Origin of the sequence: Amycolatopsis sp. lyj-346, assembly GCF_046548975.1 — a bacterium.
Taxonomy (GTDB): domain Bacteria; phylum Actinomycetota; class Actinomycetes; order Mycobacteriales; family Pseudonocardiaceae; genus Amycolatopsis.
This window is the reverse complement of record NZ_JAJPWT010000005.1, coordinates 211545-232351: the sequence shown is the minus strand read 5'-3', so window position 1 is coordinate 232351 and position 20807 is coordinate 211545. Positions and strand designations below refer to the sequence as shown.

The window sequence follows — 20807 nt, the reverse complement described above, 5'->3', positions numbered from 1 at the left end:
GTCCGGCTGACCTGCGGGCCGTCGTGATCACGCCGTTCCGGATCGAGGTCCCCGAAGCCGACCTCGACGACCTGCGTGCACGGCTGCGGCAGACGCGCTGGCCCGAAGCGGGGCCCGTGGACGACTGGAGCCAGGGCACGCCGCTGGGGTACCTGCGTCCGCTGTGCGAATACTGGGCGACGGAGTACGACTGGCGTCGCACGGAAGCTCGGCTGAACCGGTTTCCGCAGTACCGCACCGAAATCGACGGACTGGGCATCCACTTCCTGCACGTGCGTTCGCCGGATCCGGCCGCGTTGCCGCTGATCCTCACGCACGGCTGGCCCGGCTCGTTCGTGGAGTTCTCGAAGGTGATCGAGCCGCTGTCCGAGGAGTTCCACCTGGTGATCCCGTCGCTGCCGGGCTACGGCTTCAGCGACAAGCCGTCGTCGCCGGGGTGGGGCATCGAGCGGATCGCGGCGGCGTGGGCGGTGTTGATGGCCCGCCTGGGGTACTCGCGGTACGGCGCGCAGGGCGGCGACTGGGGGACGTCGATCACGACGTCGCTGGCCCAGCAGGACGCGGCGCACCTGGCGGGCATCCACCTGAACCCGCCGATCGCGGCGCCGGACCCGGCGACGTTCGACGACCTGACGCCGTCCGAGCGGGCGGCGCTGGACGCGTTGAAACGGGCTCAGCGCTGGGAAGACGGGTATTCGGTGCTGCAGTCGACCCGTCCGCAGACGATCGGCTACAGCCTGCTCGACTCCCCGGCGGGACTGTGCGGCTGGCTGGTGGAGAAGTTCCACGCCTGGTCCGACGGCTTCCCGTTCACCCGCGACGAGCTGCTGGACGACATCACGCTGTACTGGCTCACCGGCACCGCGGCGTCGTCCGCGCGGCTGTACTGGGAGAGCATCCGCAAGGTGCAGAAGTGGTTCTCGGAGGCGACGGACGACACGGTCGACGTCCCGGTGGGCTGTTCGATCTTCCCGAAGGAGATGCCGCGGCCGTCGCGGCGCTGGGCGGCGAAGCGGTACACCGACATCCGGCACTGGAACGAGCCGGCCCGCGGTGGCCACTTCGCGGCGTACGAACAGCCCGAACTGTTCGCCGACGAGGTGCGGACGTTCTTCCGGCTGGTCCGCTAGTTGACCTGGCGGGGCTGCCCCTGCCAGAACGGCTCGCGGAGCTTGAACTTCTGGATCTTGCCGGTGGCCGTCCGGGGCAGCTCGGCCAGGAACTCGATCCGCTTCGGGCACTTGTACCCGGCCAGGTACCCGCGGCAGTGGTGGATCAGCTCCTCGGCGGTGACGTCGGTGTCCACCACGACCAGCGCCGTCACCAGCTCGCCCCACTTCTCGTCCGGGATGCCGATCACCGCGGCCTCGCGGATCGCCGGGTGCGAGTTCAGCGCGTCCTCCACCTCGATCGACGACACGTTCTCGCCGCCGGAGATGATCACGTCCTTCTTGCGGTCCGCGATCGTCAGGTAGCCGTCTTCGAACGAGCCGCCGTCGCCGGTGCGGAACCAGCCGCCCTCCTGGACGCGGGCCGTCTCCGCCGGGTTCTCCCAGTAGCCGTCGAGGTTGTGGTTCGACTGGGCGAGCACCTCGCCGTCGGCGTCGACGGCGATCCGGACGCCCAGCGCGGGCGTTCCCGCCCGGCCCAGCAGCCGCGCCTGCTCGTGCGGGTCGAGGTCCGCCCACTCGCTGCGCATCCGGTTGACCGTCAGCAGCGGCGCGGTCTCGGTGAGCCCGTAGATCTGGATGAACTCCCAGCCCAGCTCCGCCCGGACCCGCTCGATCGTGCGCGTCGGCGGCGGCGCGCCGGCCACGACGATCCGGACCCGGTCGCGGCCGGGGATCTCGCCGTCCCAGGTCGAGGCGCCGTCGAGCGCCGCCGTGACCACCGCGGGCGCCGCGCACAGGATCGTCACGCCGTGTTCGCCGATGCGCCGCAGGATCTCGGTGCCGTCGACCTTCCGCAGCACGATGTGCCGCCCGCCGAGGCCGGTCACCGCGTACGGCATCCCCCAGCCGTTGCAGTGGAACATCGGCAGGGTGTGCAGCAGGACGTCGTTGTCGCTCAACGTCGTGTGCAGGCCGAAGACGGCGGCGTTCAGCCAGAGGTTGCGGTGGGTGAGCTGCACGCCCTTCGGCCGGGCGGTCGTTCCGGAGGTGTAGTTGACGGTCGCGGTGGCCGACTCGTCGCCGTCCCAGGGCCGGGGCGTTCCGTCGCCACCCCAGATGGCGTCGTCGTCGCGGCCGAGGACGAACACGTGCTTCGCCGTCACCGTGTCCAGCAGGTGCGTCAGCTCCGGGTCGACGATCAGCACCTCCGCCCCGGAGTGCTCCACTATGTACTTGACCTCGGCGGGTGCCAGCCGGAAGTTGACCGGCACCAGGATCCGGCCCCAGCCGGACACGCCGAAGAACGACACGAGCAGCCGGGCGGCGTTGTGCGACACCACCGCGACGCGCCCGCCGGCCGGTACGCCCAGCGCGTCGAGGTTGGCGGCCTGCGCACGGGCCCGGCGCGCCACCTCGCGGTAGGTGAGCGAGCCCCAGCTCGGCGCGGGCTGGCCGGGCTCGTCGACCACCGCGACGCGATCCGGGTACACCGTTTCCGCGCGGTCGAGGAAGTCCCGGACACCCAGATCGAAGAACATCCCCCGATGATGACCCCTTCGCGGGTGCCGGCACCAGTCCGATGTGGTTCGCTGGACCACGATGGACTTCGACACGGTGGCCGGCGAGCTCTACGGGGGCGACCTCGCGGAGTTCATCAGCGCGCGCAACGCGGCGGCGAAGGCCGCGAAGGCCGAGGGGGACGCCGAGCTCGCGAAGCGGATCCAGCAGCTTCGCAAGCCGACCACGGCCGCGGCGATCGTCAACGGCCTGGCCAGGGACGACTCCGATCAGCTGCGCGAACTGGCCGAGCTCGGTGCCGAGCTGCGGGACGCGCACACCCGCCTGGCCGGTGACGAGCTGCGCGCGCTGACCCGGCGCCGCGGTGAGCTGGTGCGGCGGATCCTCCACGAGCTGCCGTCGATGAGCGACGCGGTGTCCCGTGAGGTGGAGGCGACCCTGGAGGCCGTCGCGGCCGAGCCGGACGTCGCCGCACTGGCGCTCGCCGGGCGGCTGACGTCGGTGGCGCACCAGGACACCGACCAGTGGTTCAGCCTCGCCGCGAGCGTCCCGCCCGCCACCGGGAAGCGGCCGGGAAAGCTGGTGGACAAGGCCGAACCGGCCCGGCCGAAGCGGGATCACCGGCGTGAAGAAGAGGAGCGGGTGCAGGCCCGCGCGGAACGTGAGCGCCTGCGCAAGGAAGCCGCCGAGCGCGACAAGGAACGCGCGGTGGCCGAGCGCGACCTGGTCCGCACCGAGCGCGCGGCCGAGCAGGCCACCGCCCGCGTCGACGACCTGCGCGAGCGCCTGGCGGAGGCCGAGGAACGCGCCGGGCGGGCGACGGCGGAGTTCGAGACGGCGAAGGCGGCCTTCGACGAAGCCGACGCGGCCGCCACCGCCGCACGAGAAGCCGCTGACGCCGCCCGCTGAGCCGTGACCGGTCACGGCCCGGGCTATCCGGATTGAGGATGGCAGGCGGCCGGTCCGATTGGTAACGTGCAGTCGTGCCCCGGATGGGCCGACACACGGAGGTAGTGGCTACTCAGCCCCCTTGAGATCGACACGTTCTGCCTTTCCCCGGCAGAGCTGTGCCCTCCGTGTCGGCCTCTCGGCCTCCGGTGATTTCGTCATCGGAAAGGACAACTCAGCTTGATCATGCTCACCACGACCGGTGCCCGGACGGGCCGCAAGCACCGGGTTGCCCTGGGCGCCTTGGACATCGGCGGCCGGCTGGTCGTCGTCGCCTCGGCGATGGGCGCGCCGAAGCACCCGGCCTGGTACCACAACATCCGGCGAAACCCGCTGGTCACCGTGGAAACGGACACCGAAACGTACGAGGCGATGGCGGCCCTCCCGCCGGACCGCGACCGGCTGTTCGCCGAGGTGATCGAGCGGGAGCCGGGGTTCGCGGACTACCAGAAGCGAACGACCCGGATCCTGCCCGTCGTCGAGCTGCACCGGTTCGACACCGCCCGCCGCATGGGTGACTGGCTCGTCGAGATGCACGACTGGCTGCGCGGCGAGCTGAAGGAGATGCGGGCCGAGCTGGACTGCGGCGTCCCGCGGCAGCTGCGCACGCGGTGCGCCGGCTTCTGCACGGCCCTCACGCGGCACCACGGCGGAGAAGCCAGGAACATCTTCCCGGTGCTGGCCGAGCGGTTCCCCGCCCTCAAGCCCACGTTGGCGAAGCTCGACGAAGAGCACGTCGTCGTGGCCCGGCTGCAGGAGGAGATCGAGCAGCTCGTCGAGCAGGAAGCCGATCCGGTCCGGCTCCGCGCGGAGTTCGACCGGCTCCAGTCCGCATTGGACGAACATTTCGCCTACGAGGAAGAAACGCTGGTCACCGCGCTGAACGTCCTGCTGCCCGCGCCCGGCTGATCAGAGCAGCAGTTCGGCCAGCCGCCGCTGGTTTTCCAGCTCCACCCGGGGTGACGGGCCGAGCACCTGCACGGCCACGTGGTCGGCGCCGGCGTCCACATGGGACCGCAGTCCCATGGCGACGGTTTCCGGGGTGCCGTGCAGGACGAGGTCGTCGATCAGGCGGTCGCTGCCGCCGCCGGCGACGTCGGCCTCGGTGTACCCGTGGCGCAGCAGGTTGTTCACGTAGTTGCGCAGGCCGAGGTAGGGGGTCTGGACGTACGGCCGTCCGATGGCGCGCGCGGCCACCGGATCGTCGTCGACGACCACCTTCTGCTCCGGCGCCAGCAGCTTGCCCGCGCCCAGGATCGCCCGCGCGTGCCGGGTGTGCCCGGGTGGCACGAGGTACGGGTGCGCTCCGGCGGTGCGCTCGGCGGCCAGCTTCAGCACGCGGTCGCCGAGCGCGGCGAGGACCCGGGCCTCGGCCGGGACGCCGGCCGCGTCGAGCCGGTCGAGGTAGTCGACGACCTTGGCGTACGGGCTGCGGTACCCGGTGACCGACTCCGGGTGGCCGACGCCGATGCCGAGCAGCAAGCGCTTTCCGTACCGGCCCGAGAGCCGGTGGTAGGACCCGGCGAGCGTTTCCGGCTCGTCGACCCACATGTTGACGATCGCCGTCGCCACGGTGATCCGTTCGGTGGCGGCGAGGACGTCTTCGACGAACGCGAGGTCGCCGACCGAGTTGCGGCCGGTGCCGAGCCAGACCGCGCCGTACCCCAGCTCGTCCGCCGCGATCGCCTGCTCCTTGCGGACCACGTCGTCGCGGTGCGGGGCCAGGAACACGCCGAACTGCTTCACTATATTTGTCATAGGCATCAATGTAGCAAATGTAGCGCTCGCTGTCAGCGTGCACAGTCAGGCGGCGAGGCGGTGCAGCCACTCCCGCAGCAGCTGACGCTCGGTCGGCGTCAAGGCGCGGTGCTCGTCCTCGAGCGCGGTCGACAAGGCGACCGCGAGGGCGCTCACGGACGACCCTTCCGCCGGGCGATCGGCGAGCAGCCCGGCCAGGACCGACTCCCTGACCTGCGTGGACATCGCCGGGTCCCGGCGGTCCTCGGGCTGGGCTATGAGACTGAGCGTCACGCCGCTGTTGGCCGCCGCGAACTGCCGCGCGGCCTCCGCCGCTTCGACGCGCAGGCGGCCGTCGCGAGCCAGTGGCGTGAACAGCTCCAGCAGCATCGCTTCGGCGCTCGACGTGAGGTTGCACGGGACACCCGGCTCGATCTGGCCGTAGAGCAGGACGTAGAACGCCGGGTGCTCCAGGCCGTACTCGACGTGCCGATCCCAGCCCGCGCGGATCCGGTCCACCGGGTCGCCGCCCGGCTCGGGAGCCTGCACGTACTGGGTGAAGCCGTAGTTGACGACCGCGTCGAGCAGGCCCTGCTTGCTGCCGAAGTGGTGGTACAGCGTGGGGGCCTGGACGCCGGCGCGCTCGCAGATCGCTCGCGTCGACACCGGTCCGTCGCCGGCTTCGTGCAGGAGCTGGCCGGCGGCCATGAGCAGGCGGTCGCGGGTGCTGGTGGCGTTGCTCGATCGTCCGGCCATGTAGCAATTGTAACGCCAGTCTGTAACAGGGCACTTTCACGGGAAAGTGCCCTCGGGCGGGGGTCAGCGAAGGCGGAGCTGGACGCGGCGGAGCGCGGCGAAGGCGGCCAGCACCCCCGGGTCCGTGGTGGCCTCGGCCGGGCGCACCGTCCGGTAGCCGTCCAGGAGCGCCTCCTTCAGCTCTTCGCGCTGAGGCAGGTGCGCGAGCGCGGAGCAGGCGACGGCGAGGTCATAGGCGTAGTGCCCGTACCCGCAGTCGTCGAAGTCGATCGCGTGCACGCGGCCGCGGTGCAGCAGGTAGTTCTCCTGGTGCAGGTCGCCGTGCACCAGGCCGAAGACGTCGGAGCCGTAGCCCAGCTCGGCCCGCACCGCGCGGGCGCGCGCCACCGCCTTGCGGATCCGTTCGTCGCCGTCCGCCGCCGCGACGGCCCGTTCGACGACCGCGGCGGAGAAGCCGTCCACCTGCGTGCGGCCGAACTCCGTCAGGTCGTCGACGCGGCCGCGGTCGAGGCCGTTCATCCGGCCGCCGTGCAGGTGCAGCCGCGCGGTGAACTCGCCCACCGCGTACAGCTGCGGCGCGCCGAGCCGCTCGTCGACGAACCGGCCCTCGACCCAGTGGTAGAGCACGCAGGTGCGCGGTTCGGGCACGGCCGGGTCGGCGACCACGGTGACCAGGTCCCGCGCCCGCGTCGGCACCGGCTGCGGGACGACCAGGCCGGTTTCGCGGCGCAGCGTGGCGAGCCAGGTCATCTCGGCCCGCACCTGCGCGACGCCGGGGCCGTCCGGCCGCTGCACCCGCAGCACGTACCGGTGGCCGTCCGCGCCGTCGACGCGGAACGACGTGTTGTGCCCGTGGGCCAGCGGGGTCAGGCGAGCCACCGGCACGGCGTAGGCCGTCAACGCCGCTTCGGCGAGCCGGCGCAGGCGCCGCGTCCGGCCGGCGCGGTCGAGCTCGGCGAACGGCCGGGTGTTCGCCTGGAAGTCGGCCATCGCCCAGGTGCTCAGCTGATCGACCGTTCCGGCTCGCGGGAGTGCGAGACCAGCTCGATGGTCGGCGTCGTGTGCCGCCCGCCGCCGAGCCGCTCCACGCCGCGCAGTCCCTCGACCAGCCGCTCGACCTCGGTGTCCGGTCGCACCCCGAAACGCATGAACTGGCTGGTCATGCCGATCTTGTTGCCGCACTGGCGCACCAGCAGGTGGTGCTCGGCGAGCAGGTAGTCGCACAGCTCGGCGCCGTCGACCGACGCGGGCAGCTTGACGAGCAGGAAGTTCGCCTGCGAGGGGAACACCGTCAGCTCCGGGAACTGCCCGAGCTGCGAATGCATCATGAACCGGTCGAGCGCGAGCTTCTTGAGGCTGTTTTCGTACTCCGCGCGGTGCTCGGCGAGCATGAAGATCACGGTCTCGGCGAGTGAGTTGAGATTCCACTTCGGCAGCGCGGCCGACAGCTTGCGCGTCAGGGCGGGGTTCGAAACCTGGTAGCCGAACCGGATGCCGTGCAGCCCGAAGTTCTTGCCGAGGCTCTTCAGCACGATCACGTTCGGCCGGACGACGGCTTCGGCGGCCACCGACGGGTTCCGCTCGACCTCGACGAAGTCGATGAACGACTCGTCGATCACCACCAGGTCGAGGTCCTCGAGAGCGTCCATGAACCGGATCACCTCCCGGCGCGGCAGGTACCCGCCGTCGGGGTTGTTCGGGTTGCACAGCACCGCGACCCGGGAGCCGCGGCGCTTGATGAAGTCGATGTACTCGTCCACCCGCAGCTCGAAGTTGTCCGCTTCCTTGAGCAGGAACATGTCGACGCGCTTGCCGGTCTCCATCGGCTGGTCGGTCCAGCGGCCGAACGTCGGGATCGGTACCGCGACGCTGGAACCGATCAGCAGCTGGTCGATCCAGGTGATCAGCTCGGTCGAGCCGTTGGCCAGCGAGATCGTCGACGGGTTGAGCCGCAGCACGCTCGCCAGCTGCGCGGTGATCGCCGCGGAGTCGCTCGGGTAGAACTTGAGGATCGTGCGGAGGTTCCGTTCGAGCTCACCGAACATCTCGTCGGTGGGGAAGTACGGGTTGCAGGGGATGCAGAAGTCCGCGAGGTCGTCCGCGTGCTGTCCCATCGCCCTGGCCACGGAGAAGAACGACGGGCTGTGGGCCTTGTTCTGCTGGAAAAGGCCGTGGGTGGTCATACCGTGCCGCACGCGTGATCTCCGTCCGCCGTTTACCGGCCCCTTGCCTTCCCGTTGAGGACACGTACGAATCGGACGGCCGGTTCAACGCCGGACAACGCGTGGATCCCGGTGCCCGCCAGCACGGCCGCGGCCAGCGCGGACACCAGCATGAGCGGCAGCGGCGCGGCCAGCGGGTCGAGGCCGGCGAAGGACTCGGCACCGATCACGGCGGTGAGCACGAGGTCGGCGGCGACCGCCGTCCGGACGATCCGCAGCCGGTGCGCTTCGGAATGGCCGGTGAAGCCCAGGACCCAGGCCAGCGCGGGCAGCACCAGGATCGCGTGCATGGCGACCGCGTGCAGCGGCTTGAGCGAGCCGGCCGTGGTGTAGGCCAGCCGGGGGTCGCCGCTGCGGGCCGCGACGACCCCGCGGCCGATCATCACCGCGCCGGTGGCCAGTGCGACCAGCAGCACGGCCAGGCCGGCGCGGACGGCCAGGCGCAGGCTCGGCGCCTCCGGGCCGGGTTCCACGAGCGCGGTGGCTGTGAAGCCGATGACGGTCAGGATGAGCACCCCGCCGCCCGCGGCCAGCGTCATCGACACGACGTTGTCGAACGGTGTCTCGAAGTTGAAGTGCGACGGCACCCCGCGCCAGGCCTGCATGCCGACCAGCGCGACCTCGATGACGCTCGCCGCGGTGAACGCGCCGAGCAGGACGCCGCGTAACCGGGGGCGCATGGTGAGGAACGACGCCGCCCAGGCGACCGACGCGAGCGTCAGCCCGAACGACAGGCCGAAGGTGACGGCCTTGCGCATCGACAGCGGCCCCAGCCACGAGCCGCCGGTGGCGATGAGCAGGAGAGCGTGCACGACGCCGCTGAGGAACAGCACCGCGCCGGCGGCGTAGGCGATGCGTTCGGCTCGGCGTCCGCCGGACCAGATCCGGGTCAGTGCGTTCATACCGGGGAGTCTCGCTCCGCGACGGGGGTCACCGCGTCGGCCCGGCGGCGACACCGCGTCGTACGACGACGAGCGTACGGAAATCGGTGAGTACGTCGAAAAAGTGCCGGTAAAGGAATTTCGTTGTTCTTGACGAAATATTGACGAAAGGCGTGTCCGGTACCACTCGCCAGGCGGATGCGGTGTCGGCAAAAGCGTTCTACGCTGCGAACATGTACATCGCACTGTTGACCTACACGGCGCCCGAAACAGAAGTCGACTACGCGCTTCCCGACCATTCGGACTGGGTGCGCAAACAATTTGCGAAAGGACTTTTCCTGGTTTGCGGAAAGGGTGACGGCGCGGCCGACCACGTGATACTGGTCCGCCCGGTGCTGCGCGGCAAGCTCGACGCCGTGCTCGCCAGCGACCCGTTCGTGGTCCGGCGGCTCGCCCGGTACGACGTCATCGAGTTCACCGCCACGCGCACCGCCCAGGAGCTGCTGGCGATCAACGAGGCCATCGCCTCCTGAGGAGCGGCTCTTCCGGGGGGCCGGGTGGCGGAGCCCCGGCTCGGGGCGAAGCCCCGGATGTCACAGCCGTCACCGCCGTCATGGTCGGGTGGCCCGGCGACGATGCCCCGCCACCTGACGGCGAAGAAAGCTCCCCTGCTGGCTTATGATCGCGAACGACGTCCAGCAGGGAGAGTGCGATGAAGACCCCCGACCTCGTCTTCCGGGGCCGCCGGTTGAGCAGTGACCGCGCGCTGGTGCTGGCCGCGGTCGCGTCGCTCCCCGCGGCCCGTGACGCCGTCGCCGACGGCGCCGATCTCGTGAGTTTCGCCGGAGCCGGCGCCGAGTCGCTGGTCGAGGCGGCGCGTGAGACCTTCCCCGGCCTCGTCATCGGGGTGGACACCGCGGACCCGTCGGTCGCCGCGGCCTGCTGCGAAGCGGGCGCCGACCTGATCGTGGCGCGCGAAGACCTGTCCGAGGTCGCGGCCCGGTACGGCGCGGGTTACGCCGCGCCCTCGATCCCTTCCGCGGCCGGCCTGCCCGCTTCGGGTGTGGTCCTGGACATCGGGGCATTCAGCACGCCTTTGCCGGACCTGCCGGTGCTGGCTTCGGTGGCCGGCGACGGAACGCCCGGCGGGCTGGCGCGCGCGGCACTGGCGGCGTCGGCCGGGGTGGCGATCCTTCGCACGAAGCACGTGCGCGAGATGCGGCACGTGGCGGAGATGGCGGCGAGCATCGCGGGCACGCGCCCGCCGGCGAAGGCGGTCCGGTGGGAGTGATCCGCGAGGTCTGGCCGTCCTCGCGCGACCTGGCCGAGGACGACCTCGAGCAGCTGTACCGCTACCCGGCGGACCCCCGCTGGCTGGCGGTGAACTTCGTGTCGAGCACGGACGGCGCGATCGCGGTCGAGGGCCGGTCGGGGGCGCTGTCGACCCCGGCGGACAGGATCGTCTACCGCCTCGGCAACGACCTGGCGGACGTCGTGCTGGTGGGCGCGGGAACGGCCATGGCGGAGGGCTTCGAGGGAATGCGCCCCGACACCGCAACGGCCGACCGCCGCCGCCGGTTCGGCCTGGCTCCGATCGCTCCGGTGGCGGTGGTGACGACGGGCCGGTCCCTGCCCGCGGACGCCCCGGTGATCACCAAGGCGGCGGTCCCGACGCTGGTCTTCACGTCCTCGGCGGCGCCCTCGGCGTTGCGTGACGCATGGGAGGCCCACGGCGCCCGGGTGTTCGTGGTGGGCGAGTTGTCGGTGTCGGCCGAACGGGTGGTGTCGACGCTGGTGGCGGAAGGACTGGGCCGCATCGACTGCGAGGGCGGGCCCCGGTTGTTCGGTTCGTTGATCGAGGCGGGCGTGGTCGACGAGTTCCGGTTGACGGTGGCGCCGTTCCTGGTGGCGGGAACGGCCGGCCGCGCCTCCCTCGGCGCACCGGTCGATCCGGCGGAGCTCGAACTGGCTTCCGTGCTCACCGACGGCGCCAGCATGCTGCTGAGGTACCTGGTGCCCCGCTAGTTTTGTCGGTCCCTTCCGGTAACGTGGAATTCGGGGGCTCCCTAGGCGGATTTGCCTTGTGGCGCAGGCAAAACCGCTGCTCGGCTCGCCGCCGGAGTTCACCCGTTCCAGCGATGATGTTCGCACATTTGTTCGGGTACCGTCGAAGACATGACCACGACCCGAAGACCTTCGCGGCGCCGCGAACCGGTGCTGCGCCAAGGAAAACCCCTACCGATCGAGCAACCGCCGGAAGTGGTCCGGCAGCGGCAGTTCCCGAGCCTGCGCCCGCGTCAGCCAGGCGAAGTCGTCGTGCTCCTCCGGGTTGAGCACGACCTCGCCGGCTCCCTCTTCTTCCACGGTGTAAACGAAAGCGTGGATGCGCAAGGCCCGCCCCGCCACGTCCGGCCACGCGTCGCGCGCCAGCTCGGCCGTGACGCGCACCGTCAACCCGGTTTCCTCCGCCGCTTCGCGCGTCGCTGTGTCCTCGAAGCGCTCGCCTGGTTCGGCCGTGCCGCCGGGCAGCTCCCACCCGCCCGCGAGGAACACCCCGGGACTGCGGCGGAGGAACAGCACCCGGTCGCCGCGGGCGATCCAGCAGTAGGCCAGGTGCTTGTGCGCGATCTCCGTCATGCGCGCGATTCTCGCTCAGTTGGTCTTCGACGTCGGCAAGTGGGCGCCGAGGTACCCGACGTACACCGTGCCCGTGCGGTCGGTGTCGTCGAGGAAGTGCAGGCGCGGTGCCGGCGACTTGAAGCGCTCCAAGGCGATGTGGGCGCCGAAGTAGTCGCGGCCCGCCGGGTTGGTCCGGGGATCGACGCGGAACGTGCGGGCCTGGCGCAGCCGCTCGTTCGTGGTCACCGTGTCCGATTCGGCCAGCGCGATGATGTTCGCGCTGATCAGCGAACCCGGCTGGCCGGTGCGGGCGAACGCGAGCACGTCCGACAGCTCGGGGCCCGGGTCCTGGCCCGCGTCGAGCAGGGCCGTCCGGGCACCCGCGTAGGCGTCGAGGGTGCGGAGCGCGTCCCACGCCTTGCGGCGCCAGGCGGCGGCCTTGGGGTGGTGGTCGAGGATCGCGGCGGGCCCCGGTTCGGCCGTGATCGCCAGGTACTTGAGAGAGGACTCCGCGGCGCCGATCAGCTCGGCGAAACTGGGGAAGTCCTCCGGCGGGCGCTCGGCGGCGGCGACCTCGTCGTCGGCATCGTGGTGGCGGGCGAGCCGGCCCGCCAGCAGCCCGTTGACGCGCCTGAGCTCGTCGCGCTCGGCCTCCGTCTCCTCGAACGCCCGCGCGTAGTCGTCCACCTCCGCCTGCAGCTGCGCGAGCTGCTCGCGCAGGCAGGCCACGTCGGTGGCACAGGCGTCCTCGAGGCGGCGGCGGAGCGTCTTCACTTCGCGGGCGCGCCGGTCCCGTTCGTCGGCGTGGGCCTTGGCCTTCTTCCGCAGGATCGTGATCACGCCGCGCGCCTCGGCCAGCTCCCGCTCGGCGCGGCCGAGCCGTTCGACCAGCTCGGCGTCGGGTTCGTGCTCCGGCGAAGCGAACGGATCGGTCTCGTACCAGGTCCGCACGCTGGGCACGTCCGCCCACCCCTCGGGCAGCGGCGTCCGGCCGCGGGTCTGGATGAGCCGGGTGATCGCGCCCTGCAGCGCCTCGCCGGACACCGGGCTTTCGGTGACGACGAAATCCGGGAGCTGGTCACACGGCGGCACGTACAGCCGAGCACCCTGCGGCACCGCGCAGCCGAGCGGCAGGTGCCGGTTGAGGGTGTGGCGGAAGCGGTCGTCGACGTCGAAGACGTTGACCAGGCCGGGCCAGCCCTCGACCGGCACCGTCGGCGGCTCGGTGAGCACCAGCACCGCCGAAGACCGCCACGGCGCCACCAGCGCCTCGCCCAGCAGGTCGGCGAGGTGGTCGCATTCCTTGCGCGACCAGCCGCGCATCGCGAGCACCGGCGTTTCGATCGGAATTTCGTCGCTGCCGCTGGCGCCGAGCTCCTCCAGCCCGATCCGCTCGGCCGGTGCTTCGTGGCAGCTGCGCCACGGCCGCGTGCAGGCCGCGGTCAGCAACCACGTCACCCGGTCTTCGCCGGCGCGGTAGCACAGCGAAAGCAATACCTGAACGGAGTAGCGGCCTTCGCTGCCCTCGTAGGCGAACTTGAGGTCGCACCGGCGCGAACCGCCGTCGTCGGACGAGCCGAGGTCGGTCACCGTGTAGTCGTCGTGCTGCCGCTGACGGCTGATCAGCCTGCTGCGCAGGGCGTCCAGGGGGCGTTTCCCCTCGGTGGGGACCAGTCCGTGGTGCCAGATCCGGTGCACCCCCACAGGACTCAACTCCGTTCGCCGGGGACAGGACCTCAGCCGAACATAGCGGATCCTGTGACCGCTCGAACGCGGGGCGTCACCCCGTGCGAGTCCAGAGGCAGAACGGGTGCCCGGCCGGATCGAAGCAGACGCGGACGTCGTCCTGCGGCTGGAACCCGGCGACCACCGCGCCCGCCGCGATCGCCGCCGCCGTCGCCTCCTCGAGGTCGTCGACCTCGATGTCCAGGTGCAGCTGCATCTGCTGGGCACCGTCGGCCGGCGGCCACACCGGCGGGACGTGCCCGGTCTCCAGCTGGAACGACAGGCCCGCGCTGCCGTCGTCCGGGCGGAGCGTCACCCACTCCGGTTCGTCGGTGCGGATCGGCCAGCCGAGGAGCTTCGAGTAGAACTCGGCCAGCGCACGGGGTTCCGGCGTGCCGAGCACGGTGGAGGTCAGCTTCATGATCGGACTGGTACCCGCGCGGCGGGTTCTCTACCGCGGTCCGGAGGTGCCCGTGTCGAAGTAGGCGATCGGCGGGCCGATCCGGCCCCACGACGTCGTCGCGAACACCGCGGCGCCCGACAACGCGAGCAGGGAGGTGATGACGGCCAGCGTGGCGCCGATGCGGGCGTAACCGGGCCGGGTGCGCGCGCCCGCGCAGACGCCGAAGACCAGCGCCAGCACGCTGATCGGCAGCAGCGCGAACCACAGCGCGCCGAGGACCAGCACGAACGCCTGCGCGAGCCAGGAAACGTCCACGCGGTCAGAAGCGGCGGCCGGACGATCAGCCAGGCCGCCCAGGTTGCGACGGCCAGCGTGAGGCCGGACGCGCCGATCGCGACCGACGCGATCGCCAGGCCGCGGCCTGACTGGCCGATGGTGGTGGTTTCCCCCGCTTCGGGCTCCGGTTCCCCCATGCCGGGAACATCCGCCCGGGCGGTCGTGCGTTACCGGAATACCTCGGCACCGCGTGAGTTGGTTCCTTCCGCAGGCGTTGAGCGCACGGGGATCACCGAGGGAGCTGCCATGTCGTCCGAGCACGTCCAGGGAACCGTCGCCGACGGGTTCGAGTCCGTCCGGGAGGAGTTCGCCGCCGTCGCGGCCGGAGAAGGCGGTGACTACGCCGCCCAGCTCGTCGCGCACGTCGACGGCGAGCGGGTCGTCGACCTGTGGACCGGGCCCGCCGTCACGGGCGACTCGCTGACCGGCGTGTTCTCCTCGACCAAGGGGGCCGCGTACCTGGTGATCGCGCTGCTCGTCCAGGACGGCGTGCTCGACCTCGACCAGCGGGTCGCCCACTACTGGCCGGAGTTCGGCGCCGCGGGCAAGAGCGGCGTCACCCTGCGGGAGCTGCTCGCGCACCGTGCCGGCGTCGTGGGCGCCGACGACGGGTTCGCCGCCGAAGAGATCGCCGACGACCGCGTCATCGCCGAGCGGCTCGCCCCGCAGCGGCCGTACTGGCGGCCCGGCACCGCGTTCGGCTACCACGCGCTGGTGATCGGCGGGCTGGCCGGCGAGGTGGTCCGGCGCGTCACCGGCCGCAGCATCCAGGAGCTTTTCGAGGAGCGTGTCCGGAAGCCGTTCGGCTTGGACTTCTACCTGGGGCTTCCCGAGGAGCTGGAGCCGTGCTTCCTGACCACACAGCCGATGCTGCCGACGCCGGAGCAGCTGGCGGAGCTGGAGGCGAACGCGACCGGGCCGGACAGCATCACGGGCATCGCCTTCAACCGCAACCACCCGAAGGCCCCCGAGCTCTGGGAGCTGCCGAACATCAAGCTGGTCCGGCGGCTCAGCCCGGCTTCGGTGGGCGGCGTCGCGTCGGCACGCGGGCTGGCCGGCATGTACGCGGCGGCGATCAGCGGCCCGGAGCCGCTCCTGCTTCCGGAGACCGCGGCGAAGTTCGCGCAGATCCACTCGGTCGGTGACGACCTCGTCACCCGCAACCACAACGCGTTCGGCGTAGGCTTCGCGATCGTCTCGGACGACTACCCGGTGCTGGGCCAGGGCGCCTTCGGCCACAGCGGCGCAGCCGGCTCCCAGGCCTTCGCCGACCCACGCAGCGGCCTCGCGTACGGCTACAACCGCCGCCGGTTCGCCTTCCCCGGCGGAGCGGCACCGGAGAACGTCCGCCTGGTCCGCGCCGTCCACGCGGCAGCGACGGCCTAGCCGTCCACACAGGACCATCCGGTCCGGACCGCCGCCCGTCGTTACGTTCCGTACCTGGAACAACACGTGCCGCCGGGCAGTCCCTGAGCTGCAGGAATGCACGTCCGTAGTGGACGTCGTTACAGACTTCACCCGTTAGGACGTTCCGATCGAGACATCGGCCCAGTTCACGCCCTTTGGACTGACTTTCCGTAGTGAAAACTCTCCCGATCATTGCTCCGATGTGAAACTATTGGGCCGTTCGCGGGGAGAGGGCCTCGCGACCGGGGGGACTCACCGTTACGGGCAGCCTCCCCATGAAGATCCCCAGGGGAGAGGAGATCGACCATGTCGACGCCCACGGAAGTCAAGCCCGAGGAAGCTCCGGAGCCGATCAACCAGGCCGGCCCGGTGGCCCCGGAGGCGGACGAGCACGGCTGGGTGCACATCGACCACGTCCCGGAGAAGCCGAAGGACGGCCCGGGCATGGTGCCGAACTGCGGCAACCCGTGCTACCAGACGGTCAAGCCCTGACCTTCACCGATTCGTGACCGCCCGCCTGCCGATCTTCGCCTGGCAGGCGGGCTTCTTTCTGCGACTTGCTGTGATGTCATAGGAGTGTGCCTGTGACGAACCTGGACCCGGCCGAAGTCATCGAGACGGTCCGCGGCCTCCAGAGACAAGCCGCCGAAGGGTCCTGCCTGAAGCACTACCGAGAGGGCGTCCGCCTGCTCCGTCGCGGCATGACGATGCTGGATTCGATTCACCCGGTCGCTCCGGAGTACCGCACCGACTGGCTGGTGGCCCGGATCCGGTTGTCGAGCCTCATGGCGGCACTGTCTTCGGAGATCAGCGGTGACCTCGCGGCGGGACTCGCCGGGCTCGATGATGTCCGGCTGCTCATCAACGCGGTGCCGGACGCTGTCTTGCAGGCCGAACTCAACGGTGCTCTCAACCACAACTATGCGGCCCGGTTGATGAGCGTCGGCCGCAACGAGGAAAGCCTGGTCTCGTTCGACATCTCTGTCGCGCACCAGGAGCACCGGCTGGCGAACGGCCCGGCTCCGGAGGCACGAATGGGTGCCTTCGTGCAGACGTTGTCCTCGCGTGCTTGGGTTCAGATCCGGCTGGGCAATGTGAGCGCCGCTCACAAGGATCTCAACCGTTCGCTGGAACTCGCGGAGAAGTACGAACTTCGCACAGTCGCCGCCGACATGCGGCGCACCATGGGCATGCTCGCCCTGCGTACCGGTGATGTCCCGGAAGCTCTCCGGTTCTACGAGGAAGCCGAGCGGACCTACCGCGCGCTGGAGCTGGGGGTGCCCGAAGGTCTCCGGTTCGAGCAGGCAGAAGCGCTGCTCGCTGCCGGGCTCGCCGAAGAAGCAGGTGCTCATCTGGATGAGGTGCTGCCGACGCTGGTGGCTCAGCAGAGCATCAGCCGCGAGGTGGCGCGGGCCGAGCTGTACCGGGCCGCCGCGGCATTGATGACCGACGAGATCGAACTCGCGCGGCAGATGGCCGACTCCGCACGGCGGAAAATGCTGCGTGTCGGTTGCCAGACCTGCATCGCCAACGCCACCCTGGCCGGCCTCCAGGCGGACGTTCGTGATGCCCTGCGCACTGCGGACATCCCGTCGGCTCTGCCGACACGCGCGCTCCGGCTCGCCGCGAAGATGCCGACCCCGCAGCTCACCGAGCAGGCCGCCACCGCGCGGATGCTCGCCGTGCGGTTGGACATCCGGCGGGGCAACCTCAAACGGGCCGTCGAGACGCTTCGGAAGGTTCCGCGGCCCGGGCAGCTCACCCCGATCGACTACCGGATGCTCCGGCGGCTCTGCCGGGCCGAACTCGCCGTTGCCCGGGGGGATCGGGCCAAGGCGCTCGGGGAAATCCGGTCCGGGCTCACCGAACTGGACGCCGTGCGGGATCGGATGGGTGGGCTGGATCTCGTCTCCGGGACCGCTCTGCACGGGCAGGAGCTTGCCGATCTCGCCGTCCGGCTCGTGCTTGATCGCCACGATGCGCGGCGGCTTTTCGTCTGGCTCGAACGGACGCGGGCGCAGACCTACCGCTACGAACCGCTCTCCGCCGGGACCGATCCGGAGCTCGCCGCGCGGGTGGCCGAGGTGCGGGGGCTCGGGCAGGCCATCCAGGAAGCCCAGCACGACGGGCACCCCATCGCCGGCCTGCGGGCGAAGTACAACGAACGGCTGCGGGAAGCCCAGCGGCTCGGGTGGCACACCGGGCGGTGGGGGCGGCCGCGGCCGGTTGCCGGGCTGGCCGAGGTTGTTGCGCGGCTCGGTGAGCGGGCCATGGTCAGCTTTGCCGCTTCCGGGGACGAGCTCGTCGCCGTCGTCGTTGCCGGGGGTGAGTGCCGGCTCGTGCGGCTGGGGTCCGCAGGGGCGGCCGCCGAGTCCGCGCGGGTGCTGAACGTCGACCTCGATGCCCTGGCGCCCGACAACCTGCCCGAGCGGCTGGCCGAGGTCGTCATGGTTTCGGCGCACAAGCAGGCCGACAAGCTCGACGCCCAGCTCATCCAGCCCCTGGCCGACGTCATCGGCGACCGGGAACTGGTGATCGTCCCGACCGGGCCGCTCTACGCCGTGCCGTGGGGGGTGCTGCCGGGTCTGCGGGGGCGGCCGACCGTCGTCGCGCCGTCGGCGACCGCCTGGCTCGCCGCGGAGCTGACCAAGTCGTCGCGGGCGCGCAAGATCGTGCTCGTCCGCGGGCCGGGGCTGGCCGGTGCCCGTGGTGAACTCGAGAAGCTCACCACGCACTACCGCACCGCGACGACGATGACCGGCGCCAAGGCCACCGTGAAGTCCGTGCTGCGGGCGATGGACGGCGCCAAGCTCGCGCACTTCGCCGCGCACGGCGCCCACGAGCCGGAGAACGCGCTGTTCTCCCGGCTCGAACTCGCCGACGGCGCCCTGTTCGGCCACGAGATGGCCGGGTTGCGGCAACCGCCGCGGCAGGTCGTGTTCGCCGCGTGCGAGCTCGCGATGAACCGGATCCGGCCCGGCGACGAGGCCCTCGGCTTCGCCAGCGCGCTGCTGGCCAGCGGTTCCCGGACGGTGATCGCGCCGCTGTCGCGCGTCGGCGATCTCGCCTCGGCGGCCGCGATGGACGACTACTACCGTGCGCTGGCCGTCCGGGACAGCCCGGCGCTCGCGCTGGCCGACGCGATCGCCGTCGACCCGTTCCGCCGCCCCTTCGTCTGCCTCGGCGCCGGTTGATCCGGTTGATCCGGTTGATCCGGTCAAGCCGGCCGGGCCGGGGGTGACCACACCAGCCGCGGGTCGGTCTGGACGAAACTGCCGAGCAGCTGGTCGATCCGGGTCAGCACGTCGAGGTCGAGCCGGACGCCGGCGGCCTTGGCGTTCTCCGTGACCTGCTCCGGTGTGCTCGCGCCGGTCACCGTCGCGGCGACCGTCTCGTGCTGCAACGTCCAGGCGAGCGCGAGCTGGGCCATCGTCAGGCCGGCGTCGTCCGCGACGCCGCGCAGCAGCGCCACCCGCTCCAGCAGCTCCGGCATGAGCAACGGCCGGGCGTGCGGTGGCCCGGCGGCCCGCGAACCCGCGGGGATCCGCCCGTCCCGGTACTTGCCGGTCAGCACCCCCTGGGCGAGCGGCACCGACGCGAACTGCCCGACGCCGATCCGCGCCCCCGCCGGCATCACCTGGGCCTCGGGCACCCGCCACAGCATCGAGTAGTGCGGCTGGTTGGCGATCAGCGGCACGTCGTGGCGCGCCGCGGCCTCGTGGGCCTGCAGCAGCTGCTCGGCCGTCCACTCGGACGTCCCGACGTACCGGATCTTCCCCTGCCGCACGAGGTCCGAGAGCGCGAGGAACGTCTCCGCGACGGGCGTGCGGTAGTCGAAGCGCAGCAGCTGGTAGACGTCGACGTAGTCGGTACGCAGCCGCCGCAGCGAGCCGTCCAGGGAGGCGATCACGTGCTTGCGGCTCAACCCCGCGTCGTTCGGGCCCGGGCCTTCCGGCCAGAACACGCCGGTGCACAGGACCAGGTCGTCGCGGCGCAGGCCGTCGAACGCCGCGCCGAAAGCGGCCTCCGCGGCGCCGCCGTCCCAGGCCGCCGCGGTGTGGAACGTCGTGATGCCGGCGTCCAGCGCCGCGGCGACGCAGCCGGGCGTGCCGTGCGTCAGCCAGTTGCCGTAGGCGATCTCGCTGACGGCGAGCCCGCTCGCGCCGACCCTGCGGTACTCCACTTCAGCCTCCCACGGCCATCTCGTCGATCCACGCGTCGACCGCGCCGGCCTTGCGGGCGAAGGACTCCCGCACCGATTCGTGCGGCAGGATCAGGAATTTCTCTTCGCCGAGTCCGCGCACGACGGCGTCGGCGACGTCCTCGGGGTCGATGAGCGGCGCCGCCGCGGCGATGGCCAGCGCGGCCGGGTGGCCGGCGGCGATGCCGGGCTCCAGCAACGCCGTCCGGACGCCGAGCGGGCACAGCGCGCTGACCCGCACCCCGCGCGGGCGGTAGGTGATCGCCAGCCACTCGGCGAGGCCGACGGCCGCGTGCTTGGTGACCGAGTAGGGCGCGTCGCCCGGGATGCCGAGCAACCCGGCGCCCGACGCCGTGATCAGCAGGTAGCCCTCGCCGCGCGCCAGCATCGCGGGCAGCACGACCTGCGCGGCGTGGACGTGCTGCATGACGTTGATCTCCCACGACCGCTGCCACTGCTCGTCGGCCGCGTGCACGCCGGTGCCGAACGCGGCGCCCGCGTTGGCGCAGAACAAGTCGACCGGGCCGAACTCGGCGCGCGCCGTCGCGACCAGCGCCTTCAAGTCCTTTTTGGACGTCGCGTCGGCGGTCACCGCGACGGCCCGGCCACCCGCGGCCGCGATCTCGCCGGCCACCCGGACGGCGCCCGCGGCGTCCACGTCGGACACCACCACCCCGGCCGCGCCTTCCGCGGCGAAGCGGCGGGCCATGGCGGCCCCGATTCCGTGTGCCGCGCCGGTCAGCGCGACCACGCGTCCAGTCAGTTCCACGCGGGCTCCAGGTATTTCAGAGTCGAATTGTCACGTGCGTGCGGGAAATGTATTTTCCGGTTGCGATGCGAGTGATAAAAGTGCTGGTCAGCGTCATGATAGTGGTTCGTTCCACAGTTTTGCACGTTAGCACGAGTATTGCGTTTACGGTGCCTTGTGCGTTATTCCTGAAG

The 20807-nt window shown here is 71.2% G+C and carries 21 protein-coding genes; 9 read left to right on the top strand and 12 right to left on the bottom strand.

The genetic code is table 11. The annotated features are described in order from the left end of the window. The first annotated feature begins 23 nt into the window (after positions 1 to 23). Positions 24 to 1130, top strand: coding sequence for an epoxide hydrolase family protein (locus tag ACLJQE_RS18715; protein WP_410640534.1), 1107 nt, complete (start codon positions 24 to 26; stop codon positions 1128 to 1130). On the opposite strand, the gene ACLJQE_RS18710 is transcribed toward ACLJQE_RS18715, so the two are convergent. Further along, positions 1127 to 2650, bottom strand: coding sequence for an AMP-binding protein (locus tag ACLJQE_RS18710; RefSeq protein WP_410640533.1), 1524 nt, complete (start codon positions 2648 to 2650; stop codon positions 1127 to 1129). The two genes, ACLJQE_RS18715 and ACLJQE_RS18710, sit on opposite strands and share 4 nt — an antisense overlap. Before the next feature lie 61 nt (positions 2651 to 2711). Between ACLJQE_RS18710 and ACLJQE_RS18705 the strand changes: the two genes are divergently transcribed. Both ACLJQE_RS18705 and ACLJQE_RS18700 read left to right on the top strand, forming a co-directional pair. Further along, complete coding sequence (locus ACLJQE_RS18705; RefSeq protein WP_410640532.1) at positions 2712 to 3539, top strand: hypothetical protein; 828 nt, start codon at positions 2712 to 2714, stop codon at positions 3537 to 3539. 219 nt (positions 3540 to 3758) lie between these two features. Further along, the gene (locus ACLJQE_RS18700) at positions 3759 to 4487 is read left to right on the top strand and encodes a nitroreductase/quinone reductase family protein (protein WP_410640531.1); all 729 of its coding nucleotides are present in this window, start codon (positions 3759 to 3761) and stop codon (positions 4485 to 4487) included. On the opposite strand, the gene ACLJQE_RS18695 is transcribed toward ACLJQE_RS18700, so the two are convergent. The 5 genes from ACLJQE_RS18695 to ACLJQE_RS18675 all read right to left on the bottom strand — a co-directional run bounded on the left by ACLJQE_RS18695 (position 4488) and on the right by ACLJQE_RS18675 (position 9195). Further along, positions 4488 to 5336: an LLM class F420-dependent oxidoreductase gene (locus tag ACLJQE_RS18695; RefSeq protein ID WP_410640530.1), complete on the bottom strand. Its 849-nt coding sequence runs from the start codon at positions 5334 to 5336 to the stop codon at positions 4488 to 4490. It lies immediately after the preceding gene. Between the two features lie 45 nt (positions 5337 to 5381). Continuing rightward, positions 5382 to 6071: a TetR/AcrR family transcriptional regulator gene (locus ACLJQE_RS18690; RefSeq protein ID WP_410640529.1), complete on the bottom strand. Its 690-nt coding sequence runs from the start codon at positions 6069 to 6071 to the stop codon at positions 5382 to 5384. A gap of 63 nt (positions 6072 to 6134) precedes the next feature. Next, positions 6135 to 7061, bottom strand: coding sequence for a phosphotransferase enzyme family protein (locus tag ACLJQE_RS18685; RefSeq protein ID WP_410640528.1), 927 nt, complete (start codon positions 7059 to 7061; stop codon positions 6135 to 6137). An 11-nt stretch (positions 7062 to 7072) separates the two neighbouring features. Further along, the gene (locus ACLJQE_RS18680; protein ID WP_410640527.1) at positions 7073 to 8266 is read right to left on the bottom strand and encodes a pyridoxal phosphate-dependent aminotransferase; all 1194 of its coding nucleotides are present in this window, start codon (positions 8264 to 8266) and stop codon (positions 7073 to 7075) included. Positions 8267 to 8286: 20 nt separating this feature from the next. Further along, entirely contained in the window at positions 8287 to 9195 is a 909-nt protein-coding gene (locus ACLJQE_RS18675) for a hypothetical protein (protein ID WP_410640526.1), read from the bottom strand. A 212-nt stretch (positions 9196 to 9407) separates the two neighbouring features. Here ACLJQE_RS18675 and ACLJQE_RS18670 point away from each other — a divergent pair, with 212 nt between their 5' ends. From ACLJQE_RS18670 to ACLJQE_RS18660, 3 genes are all read left to right on the top strand, one after another. Then, the gene (locus ACLJQE_RS18670; protein ID WP_410640525.1) at positions 9408 to 9707 is read left to right on the top strand and encodes a YciI family protein; all 300 of its coding nucleotides are present in this window, start codon (positions 9408 to 9410) and stop codon (positions 9705 to 9707) included. A 179-nt stretch (positions 9708 to 9886) separates the two neighbouring features. Beyond that, the gene (locus tag ACLJQE_RS18665; protein ID WP_410640524.1) at positions 9887 to 10465 is read left to right on the top strand and encodes a dihydropteroate synthase; all 579 of its coding nucleotides are present in this window, start codon (positions 9887 to 9889) and stop codon (positions 10463 to 10465) included. Continuing rightward, positions 10462 to 11199: a dihydrofolate reductase family protein gene (locus ACLJQE_RS18660; RefSeq protein WP_410640805.1), complete on the top strand. Its 738-nt coding sequence runs from the start codon at positions 10462 to 10464 to the stop codon at positions 11197 to 11199. Before ACLJQE_RS18665 ends, ACLJQE_RS18660 begins: the two co-directional genes overlap by 4 nt. A 210-nt stretch (positions 11200 to 11409) precedes the next feature. On the opposite strand, the gene ACLJQE_RS18655 is transcribed toward ACLJQE_RS18660, so the two are convergent. The 4 genes from ACLJQE_RS18655 to ACLJQE_RS18640 form a co-directional block, all read right to left on the bottom strand. After that, positions 11410 to 11811 carry an NUDIX hydrolase gene (locus ACLJQE_RS18655; RefSeq protein WP_410640523.1) on the bottom strand — a complete coding sequence of 134 codons (402 nt, stop codon included), beginning with the start codon at positions 11809 to 11811 and terminating at the stop codon, positions 11410 to 11412. Positions 11812 to 11826: 15 nt separating this feature from the next. After that, on the bottom strand, positions 11827 to 13497 hold the full coding sequence (locus ACLJQE_RS18650) for a hypothetical protein (protein WP_410640522.1): 1671 nt from the start codon (positions 13495 to 13497) through the stop codon (positions 11827 to 11829). A 76-nt stretch (positions 13498 to 13573) separates the two neighbouring features. Beyond that, positions 13574 to 13939 carry a VOC family protein gene (locus tag ACLJQE_RS18645; RefSeq protein ID WP_410640521.1) on the bottom strand — a complete coding sequence of 122 codons (366 nt, stop codon included), beginning with the start codon at positions 13937 to 13939 and terminating at the stop codon, positions 13574 to 13576. Between the two features lie 30 nt (positions 13940 to 13969). After that, complete coding sequence (locus ACLJQE_RS18640) at positions 13970 to 14236, bottom strand: hypothetical protein (protein ID WP_410640520.1); 267 nt, start codon at positions 14234 to 14236, stop codon at positions 13970 to 13972. Between the two features lie 267 nt (positions 14237 to 14503). On the opposite strand from ACLJQE_RS18640, the gene ACLJQE_RS18635 reads away from it, so the two are divergent. The 3 genes from ACLJQE_RS18635 to ACLJQE_RS18625 all read left to right on the top strand — a co-directional run bounded on the left by ACLJQE_RS18635 (position 14504) and on the right by ACLJQE_RS18625 (position 18858). Continuing rightward, positions 14504 to 15643 (top strand): serine hydrolase domain-containing protein, encoded by a 1140-nt coding sequence (locus tag ACLJQE_RS18635; RefSeq protein ID WP_410640519.1) that lies wholly within the window; start codon positions 14504 to 14506, stop codon positions 15641 to 15643. Between the two features lie 327 nt (positions 15644 to 15970). Continuing rightward, positions 15971 to 16156, top strand: coding sequence for a hypothetical protein (locus ACLJQE_RS18630; RefSeq protein WP_410640518.1), 186 nt, complete (start codon positions 15971 to 15973; stop codon positions 16154 to 16156). A 92-nt stretch (positions 16157 to 16248) separates the two neighbouring features. Next, positions 16249 to 18858 (top strand): CHAT domain-containing protein, encoded by a 2610-nt coding sequence (locus ACLJQE_RS18625; RefSeq protein WP_410640517.1) that lies wholly within the window; start codon positions 16249 to 16251, stop codon positions 18856 to 18858. A 23-nt stretch (positions 18859 to 18881) separates the two neighbouring features. Here the strand turns inward: ACLJQE_RS18625 and ACLJQE_RS18620 are convergent, their stop codons facing one another. Together ACLJQE_RS18620 and ACLJQE_RS18615 are read right to left on the bottom strand one after the other, a co-directional pair. Then, positions 18882 to 19847, bottom strand: a complete 966-nt coding sequence (locus ACLJQE_RS18620; RefSeq protein ID WP_410640516.1) for an aldo/keto reductase — start codon at positions 19845 to 19847, stop codon at positions 18882 to 18884. Between the two features lies 1 nt (position 19848). Beyond that, entirely contained in the window at positions 19849 to 20634 is a 786-nt protein-coding gene (locus tag ACLJQE_RS18615) for an SDR family oxidoreductase (RefSeq protein WP_410640515.1), read from the bottom strand. Between the last annotated feature and the right edge of the window lie 173 nt (positions 20635 to 20807).

Excerpts from the sequence above, each read along its gene's own strand:
- ACLJQE_RS18710 (WP_410640533.1), bottom strand. The coding sequence starts at position 2,650 with ATGTTCTTCGATCTGGGTGTCCGGGACTTCCTCGACCGCGCGGAAACG.
- ACLJQE_RS18705 (WP_410640532.1), top strand. The coding sequence starts at position 2,712 with ATGGACTTCGACACGGTGGCCGGCGAGCTCTACGGGGGCGACCTCGCG.
- ACLJQE_RS18695 (WP_410640530.1), bottom strand. The coding sequence starts at position 5,336 with ATGACAAATATAGTGAAGCAGTTCGGCGTGTTCCTGGCCCCGCACCGC.
- ACLJQE_RS18690 (WP_410640529.1), bottom strand. The coding sequence starts at position 6,071 with ATGGCCGGACGATCGAGCAACGCCACCAGCACCCGCGACCGCCTGCTC.
- ACLJQE_RS18685 (WP_410640528.1), bottom strand. The coding sequence starts at position 7,061 with ATGGCCGACTTCCAGGCGAACACCCGGCCGTTCGCCGAGCTCGACCGC.
- ACLJQE_RS18675 (WP_410640526.1), bottom strand. The coding sequence starts at position 9,195 with ATGAACGCACTGACCCGGATCTGGTCCGGCGGACGCCGAGCCGAACGC.
- ACLJQE_RS18670 (WP_410640525.1), top strand. The coding sequence starts at position 9,408 with ATGTACATCGCACTGTTGACCTACACGGCGCCCGAAACAGAAGTCGAC.
- ACLJQE_RS18665 (WP_410640524.1), top strand. The coding sequence starts at position 9,887 with ATGAAGACCCCCGACCTCGTCTTCCGGGGCCGCCGGTTGAGCAGTGAC.
- ACLJQE_RS18655 (WP_410640523.1), bottom strand. The coding sequence starts at position 11,811 with ATGACGGAGATCGCGCACAAGCACCTGGCCTACTGCTGGATCGCCCGC.
- ACLJQE_RS18645 (WP_410640521.1), bottom strand. The coding sequence starts at position 13,939 with ATGAAGCTGACCTCCACCGTGCTCGGCACGCCGGAACCCCGTGCGCTG.
- ACLJQE_RS18635 (WP_410640519.1), top strand. The coding sequence starts at position 14,504 with ATGTCGTCCGAGCACGTCCAGGGAACCGTCGCCGACGGGTTCGAGTCC.
- ACLJQE_RS18630 (WP_410640518.1), top strand. The coding sequence starts at position 15,971 with ATGTCGACGCCCACGGAAGTCAAGCCCGAGGAAGCTCCGGAGCCGATC.